The 6,383-nt window shown below is 67.0% G+C and carries 5 protein-coding genes; 3 read left to right on the top strand and 2 right to left on the bottom strand.

From position 1 onward, the window contains the following. Positions 1-3,122 (bottom strand): ELWxxDGT repeat protein (locus VD972_RS37265; RefSeq protein WP_324993585.1); only part of this gene is annotated, 3,122 nt, incomplete at its 3' end. A 200-nt stretch (positions 3,123-3,322) separates the two neighbouring features. Here VD972_RS37265 and VD972_RS37260 point away from each other — a divergent pair. Then, on the top strand, positions 3,323-3,496 hold the full coding sequence (locus VD972_RS37260; protein WP_324993584.1) for a hypothetical protein: 174 nt from the start codon (positions 3,323-3,325) through the stop codon (positions 3,494-3,496). An 18-nt stretch (positions 3,497-3,514) separates the two neighbouring features. On the opposite strand, the gene VD972_RS37255 is transcribed toward VD972_RS37260, so the two are convergent. Next, positions 3,515-5,311 carry a serine hydrolase domain-containing protein gene (locus VD972_RS37255; protein WP_324993583.1) on the bottom strand — a complete coding sequence of 599 codons (1,797 nt, stop codon included), beginning with the start codon at positions 5,309-5,311 and terminating at the stop codon, positions 3,515-3,517. A gap of 195 nt (positions 5,312-5,506) precedes the next feature. Here VD972_RS37255 and VD972_RS37250 point away from each other — a divergent pair, with 195 nt between their 5' ends. After that, positions 5,507-5,791 (top strand): hypothetical protein, encoded by a 285-nt coding sequence (locus VD972_RS37250; RefSeq protein ID WP_324993582.1) that lies wholly within the window; start codon positions 5,507-5,509, stop codon positions 5,789-5,791. A 26-nt stretch (positions 5,792-5,817) separates the two neighbouring features. Then, the coding region (locus VD972_RS37245; protein ID WP_324993581.1) for a hypothetical protein at positions 5,818-6,383 on the top strand (566 nt) is incomplete at its 3' end.

Here is a 6,383-nt window from a genome sequence, read left to right as displayed (position 1 = left end):
CCTCCCTCTCCTCCCTCTCCTCCCTCGCCGATCTCGACTGTGACAGTGAAGCCGCAGCTGGCGGTGTTGCCGGCCTCGTCGGTGGCGGTGACGGTCACCTCGGTGCTACCGGGCAGGAAGGTGCTGCCTGGATCCTGGCTGTAGTGGATCGCGGGCGAGGCGGTGGCGGCATCGGTGGCGGTGGCGGGCGGGAAGAGAACGGCGCCACCTGCAGACGAGGACACCCGCGCGACCTGGGAGTCAGGGCAGGAAACAGTCGGCGGAGTGGTGTCACGGACTGTGACGGTGAAGTCGCAGGAGGACAGCGGATAGGGCGGGAGGAGAACGCTGCTGACGCTCACCTGAGTGGCTCCGAGCGGGAGCGGGCGGCCCGCGGGCGGATCGTAGGTGAAGCCCGGCGTCCCGGTCGCGTCTGGCGCCACGGTCGGGGATGGATAGGAGACCACGGCGCCCGAGCCGCTCGTCGCCTCCACCGCGAAGGACGAAGGACACGTGAGGGCCGACAAGGGCATGGCCCACAGCTCGTGTCCGTAGAGCACGTCGCGGGCTGCGAAGAAGATCGTTCCACGCGCCTTCGCCATGCGCGGAGCTTCTCCCGGCGACTCAGGCCACCCGAGCGGCCTGGACAGGAAGCGCAGCCCGTGGAGCTGGGTGGAGACGGCAAAGGTGCCCGCCTCCGTGCCGTCGCTCCTCCACAGCTCGTAGTCCAGCCCGTCATCAGAGGCCAGGAAGTAGAGCAGCCCGTTCACGTTCGTCAGCGACAGAGGGAGGGAGGAGCCTGGCCCTGGGGAGATGTCCCTCACGAGCACGGTGCCGGCCTCCGTGCCGTCGCTCTTCCACAGCTCCGCTCCGGTCTGGCCGTCGGAGGCGACGAAGAACAGAGCCCCGTTCATGGCGATCATCGGGGAGAGGCTGCTGCTCGGGCCTGAATAGAACTCCTTGAGGACGCGAGTGCCCGCGGCAGTGCCGTCAGTCTTCGACAACCGCTCGTTGGCGGCGAACAAGAGGGTCCCGTTCAAGTCCGCCAGCTGATCGACCTCCGCCCCCAGAAAGAGGGTGCCCCGCTCGGTGCCATCACTCGTCCACAGCCCCTGGGAAGTCCCGTCGTCGGCGAAGAAGAAGAGCCTGCCGTTGGAGGCTGTCAGGTCACGGATGAAGGAGCCGAAGTTGCCCGGGTGGATGTCCTTCACCAGGACGGTGCCAGCCTCCGTGCCATCGCTCTTCCACAGCTCCGAGCCGGCCGCCATCGTCGAGCCGACGAAGTAGAGCGTCCCGTTCACATCCACCAGCTCCGAGCCCGCTCCTCCGGAGCAGCAGGTCTCGGTCCTCTTGATCACCACCGTCCCGGCCCGAGTCCCGTCACTCTTGCCGAGGACAAAGTCACCGCTCGTGAAGAAGGCGGTTCCGTTCCGGTCCAGGAGCGCGGTGGGATTCGGGGAGGAGAGCGACACCGTTCCCGGCTCCGTCCCGTCGCTCGCCCACAGCGAGATTCGGGAGAAGAGCAGCTTGCCGCCAGAAGCCGTGAGGAGGCTGGCACCCACGATGCTCACCGAGCCGTTGAGGGCCTTGAGCTCGATGGCGCCCGTGCCGTCGCTCTTCCAGAGCGCTGGGTCGGCGAAGCCATCGGTGGCGGTGAAGAAGAGGGTGTCGCCCACCGCCGTCAAGGACCGGGGAGAGGCGTCGAGGCCGGTGAGATTGATGTCGCTGGCGCGGAAGGTGCCCGCGCTCGTGCCGTCACTGCGCCACAGCTCCTGGCCTGCGACATCCTCCCTCCCGAGGAAGAAGACGAGGTTCCCTGCGGCCACCAGCTGTGGCGTGAAGGAAACCCGCCAGGTCGGGAGAGTCGAATCTTCGAAGGTCGAGTAGGAACCCAAGCGGATGGACGTGACGGGAGTGGTGCCAGCGTTCGTGCCATCGCTCTTCCACAGCTGTGCCGGAGAGCCAGGCATGCTGGCCGTGAAGAGGAGCGTCGCGCCCCCCGCGGCGGCGTGCTGGCTGTGGACGGAGAGCTGCTTCAGAAGCGTCGTCCCCGCGGGGGTACCGTCGCTCCGGTAGAGCCCATTGCCCGTTCCGATGAAGAGCACGCCGCCCACCGAGCTCAGCCATGAGACATTCTCCGAGGGGCTGTTGACGGCGACGGTGCCAGCGCTCGTCCCATCGGACCGCCAGAGGGCCCCATCGATGACGAAGAAGAGCGTTCCCCCGACGGCCGTGAGCTGGGAGAAGCGAGAGCCCTGAGTCCCCGCCTTGAGCAGGACAGTGCCCGCCATCGTCCCGTCGGTCTTCCACAAGAGGGGGCCGTTGAAGGGCTCCGTCTCGAAGAACAGCGCCCCACCGATGACCTGCGGCACCACCCGCCCCTCCGATCCTCCCCTTGGGGTTCCTGAGTCCGCTGGGAGGTTCCCAACGAAGGTGGTGCCCGCCGCCGTCCCGTCGCTCTTCCAGAGCTGATTGGTACCGGTGGAGTCGAGGCCCATGAACAGGAGCGTCCCATTCACGTTCAACAGGAAGTAGGCCGTGCGAGCGTACGAGAAGATGGGCAGGTCGCCCGAGACAGGCAGGGAGCCGGCCTCCGTGCCATCGGTCCTCCATAGCTGCTTGCCCGTCGTCCCCTGGCCGGAGGCGAAGAAGAAGAGGGCGCCGTTCAACGTGGCCCCCGGTTCGAGAGGAACCGAGGAGGTCTCGAAGCGGAGCGCGCCCTCGCGGATCGCCACGGTCCCGGCCGTCGTGCCATCCGTCTTCCAGAGCTGCTCTGGGGTGGAGAAGAAGAAGGTGCTGCCCAGAGCCCCCACCGGCTTGATGTCCGGCGAGCCCGCGCCGGGGGTGATGTCCTCGACGAGGGCGGTGCCCGACTCCGTGCCGTCGCTCTTCCACAGCTCGCGGCCGTGGAGGCCGTCGTTGGCTGTGAAGTACAGGGTGCCGTTCACATCCGTCAGGTCGAATGGCACCGCGCCATGGGTCCCCACGCGGATGTTCTGCACCAGGTAGGGCTCCGGGCGGGCCAGCTCCTGGCGCATGCGCCCCTCGCTGGACGGGACCAGGAGCGGGAGCTCCTCGGGTGAGCAAGCCGTGGCGATCAGCGCGAGCAGGAGGGCGCGCGAAGCGGGATGAGCAGGGTTCATGGGTCGCCAGGTGGAGCGGTGTGAAGCAAGGGGACCGGCTCGAGCCAACAGCTATTAGCCCGCACAAGTCGAGAGCCAGTGACATGGAAAATGATGCAGACAAATCCGCGGGCGCTCGGTCTGGTAGACCCAACCCTTCCATCAGGCGATGATCCGCCAGGTACGCTACGGTGGCCGCCCGCATCACCCCTCAGGAGACCATGCCAACCGACGACAAGAAGAGCACGACGAAGAAGGACGCGAGCCCTCAGGCGAAGCCCGCGTCTTCCAAGGCGAAGCCCGCAGCCACCAAGAAGCTTCACAAGGCCGGCAAGCCGTCCAACTCCTTCACCGCAGAAAATCCGCCGCCGAGGATGCGCGGCAACCGCAAGTAGCCCCGCTAGGATTCACCATCAGGGGACGGCGGGTTGCAGCTGCAGGCGGATGCCCTTGAGCACCAGCGAGTTCCCCCCTTCCTTCCTCTCGAAGCGGACGACCTCGCCCTTGCCACGGCCCAGGCCGAGCACCACGGCCCGATCGTCACCCTCCGGCCTCAGCATGAGGACCATCGGTTCACGCTCGAAGAGTCCACCTGAGGCCTCCAGAACCAGATAGCCATCAGCCTTGCTGAGCACGGCCCGCTCGGCGATCTCGCGCCTCGCTCCTCGCGCCAGGGCGTAGGAGCCCAGCCAGCCATTCCAGGAGCTGAGCACCGGGGACGGAGTGATCCGCTCTGCGAACAGCTGGCGCGCATCGGGGCCGGCGTGGAGGATCAGCACGTCGCGGCCCTGGAGGTGCTCGAAGGAGACCCACAGGGGAGCCCCCCCGAGCAGGGTCTTGAAGAAGCCTTGCTCATGAGGCGCCAGCTCGAACCGGCTGTCCGCAATGAGGCCGAACAGGGTGCCGCTCTCGAAGTCGATCTTCAGCGGGCCAAGCTCGGAGGCGTACATGCCCGTCAGCGCCCGGAGCTCCGTCTCCGCTCGCTGCACAGGCTGCACCCGGGGTTCTGGCGCGACCACCGCGAGCTCCAGCCCGCTCTTGGCTTCGAGGGCGTGCGCGAGCGTCTGCTGGGCGGCGGTCGCGACCAGCGTCGCCGCGCTCCGGGCATTGGCGAGCACCACCACGCCGAGCTTGTGCTCGGGGAGCAGGATCATCATGGACTGGAAGGAGAAGGTTGTACCGTTGTGGTAGACCATCCGCACGGACTGGCCGTTCGTCAGCGGGTAATCGTACAGGTACCACGTGAGGCCGATGCGGGTATCGAGGTCCAGTGGGTTGCCGGCGTTCTGCTGTCGCCACATCTCCTGGAGGGAGCCCGGCTGCAAGACAGGCACGCCGTCGGATTTCCCCTCCGCCAGCAGCATTCGGATGAAGCGGCTCATGTCCTCGACCGAGCTCCGCAGGCTTCCAGCCGGTGCCTGGCTCTCCAACCAGGTGGGAGGGATGTCCTCGGCGGCCCACGGGCCCTCACCCTTCGCCATTCTCGGGGCAATGTGGGGCTCCAGCCGGAAGGAAGAATGGGTCATGCCCAGGGGCTCGAGGACGTGCTCTCTCAGATGGGCGGTGAACTCCTCCCCAGAGGTTGTCTCCACTGCGCGGCCAAGGACGACGAAGCCGGTGTTGGAGTAGGCCCAGAACTCGTTTGCCGGGTACGCCAGAGAGTCTTCCCGGAGGTGCTCCATGTTCTCGGGCAGGGAGAGCGGCGTCTCGGCGTAGCCGCTCATGAGCTGTTCCGGTATCCCTGCATGGTGCGTCAGCAGGTTGCGCAGGGTGACCGGAGCGGACTGCGGAAAGCGTGACTGGATGGCGAAGCCTGGGATGAGCTCCTGGATGGGTTGGTCCAGCCCGGCGCGGCCTTGCTCCACCCTCTGCATGATGGCGGTGGCGGTGAAGAGCTTGCTGATCGAGCCAGCCTCGTAGACGGTCTGGGCGGTGGCTGGGACCTGTGCGGCCCGATCCGCGAAGCCGAAGCCTTCCGACCACACCACGTCCTGGTCGTCCACCAGCGCGATGCTCAGGCCGGGGACCTGGCTTTGCAGCAGCCCACTCCGGATCAGCGGGCGGATCTTCGCCTTCACCTCGTCATATCCCGCCCCAGGCTCCCCGGGCCTGTCTCTATCGCCACAAGCGGCAACGAGCACGGCGAAGCCGAGCAACGCGGTGCAACAAGCGAGCACCTGCCCGCGTGAGGAAGGACGTCTGCGCTTCATGATCTGCTCCTGTATCTCATGGGGACTCCCTGGACTCGTGGGATCGGAACACCGCAGGGGCCATTCCGTTGAGTCCCGGGGTGTTTGCCCTGCAGCAGGAGCCTCCATCCGCCAAGAGAGCCCTCGGCCCGAGGCCATCGCCGCCCGCTCGCGCCGGTGATACGCTGCGCCGGTTTTTGGAGTGAGTGGAGTCCCATGATCAAGTCGCGGAACGCCAGTCCGGATACGGCAGTACCCAGGGACGAACAGCAAGGCGCGTGGGAGTCGACGGTGGCGCGGGACGTGCTCGTGGGCAAGCAGCTGGGCGACTACGTCGTCAAGCGCCGCATCGGCGATGGCGGCATGGGCATTGTCTACGAGGGCGAGCACTCGATCATCGGCCGCAAGGTGGCCATCAAGGTCTTGCGGCCCGAGCTCACCGAGGGGGCCCAGGCGCGCGACCTGATGGCGGAGACTTCGACGGCTTCATCGTCGAGCTGAGTCCGGACGGAGAGCCCCGGTGGTTCATGTACCTGGGCGCAATTGGGAACGACGCCGTTCTGGGAGTGGCCACGGTGGGCACGAGCGTCTACCTCACAGGCTCCACCAGCTCGAGCACGACCGTGACCAGCCAGGCCATCGGCTACTCAACGCCCGAAGCCTTCGTCGCGCTGCTGGACACCTCCACGACACCTCCCAAGTTCAAGTGGAACTACATCCTCTCGGGTGAGGGAGTCGATGAGCTCTCCAGCATCACGTTGGACCCTGCGGGAAACCTCTTCATGGTGGGGACGCTCACCCCCGGCCCGCACAGCGGTGTGCCCACCACCAACAGCTTCCATGGGGGAGCCAGCGACGCCGTGGCCCTGAAGCTGAGCCCCGCGGGCGAACCCGTGTGGATGACCTACGTGGGCAGCCCTGCGGAGGACAGGGGCCACGCGGTCGCCCTGGCCGCGAATGGCGAGCTCGTGGTGGCGGGTTCGCTCGAGTCCTCGGGAAATGGCAAGGACGCGCTGGTGGCCCGGTTGAACAGCGCCGGCATGGAGCAGGAGCGCCGGGTGCTGGGGGGAAGCAAGGAGGACATCGCGATGAG

The organism is Hyalangium sp. (assembly GCF_035629615.1).
Classification (GTDB): domain Bacteria; phylum Myxococcota; class Myxococcia; order Myxococcales; family Myxococcaceae; genus Hyalangium.
The sequence above is the reverse complement of the archived record's forward strand: the minus strand, read 5'-3'. Positions and strand labels throughout refer to the sequence as shown.

Bases quoted from the DNA above. Each gene is read 5' to 3' on its own strand.
- VD972_RS37260 (WP_324993584.1), top strand. From the start codon at position 3,323: ATGCCAACCGACGACAAGAAGAGCACGACGAAGAAGGACGCGAGCCCT.
- VD972_RS37255 (WP_324993583.1), bottom strand. From the start codon at position 5,311: ATGAAGCGCAGACGTCCTTCCTCACGCGGGCAGGTGCTCGCTTGTTGC.
- VD972_RS37250 (WP_324993582.1), top strand. From the start codon at position 5,507: ATGATCAAGTCGCGGAACGCCAGTCCGGATACGGCAGTACCCAGGGAC.